This is a genomic window from Dyadobacter sp. 22481, from assembly GCF_052044875.1.
In the GTDB taxonomy this organism is placed as follows: Bacteria; Bacteroidota; Bacteroidia; order Cytophagales; family Spirosomataceae; genus Dyadobacter; species Dyadobacter endophyticus.
On sequence record NZ_JBQENV010000018.1, the window covers coordinates 1 to 503 of the forward strand.

The 503-nt window shown below is 50.1% G+C and carries 1 pseudogene; it reads right to left on the minus strand.

The features are described 5' to 3' along the window. Positions 1 to 503: pseudogene (locus ACTJJJ_RS31740) on the minus strand (hypothetical protein); the annotation flags it as partial.

Here is a 503-nt window from a genome sequence, read left to right on the forward strand (position 1 = left end):
TGATGCAATACCACGCTGTAAGTACCTGGCTCTACATCACCGAAGTCGTAAGAACCGTCTGCATTCACAGGAACAGTCGCTACCACAGCACCAGTGCTGTCGATAAGCGATACGAAAAGACCAGTCGGGATCGTAGTCACCGAGCCGGTTGTATTGACTGTATTGTCAGTCAATGCATTGGCGTCATGGAAGACGTTGCCGGAAAGACCAACTGCCGGTGCAGTGAATGGAGCCGTTACGGTGCTTTCATTGCTTACCGCACCACCGTTATCTGTTACTACAAAAGGAACAGAGGCGGTCACAGCGCCGTCGATAGGGTCAATCAAAACAGAAAGACCTGTTACCGGAACCGTTAATGAGTCCGGCCATGCGGTTTGCCCTGAACCCGGTGTTTCACCCGGAGCTACATAGGTAACACCATTGATGGTCACCGTTGTCACATTCTCTGGGAATTCAGTGAATGTAATGGTTTCGACTGTTCCGTCAGCGTCTGTAAAATCAAA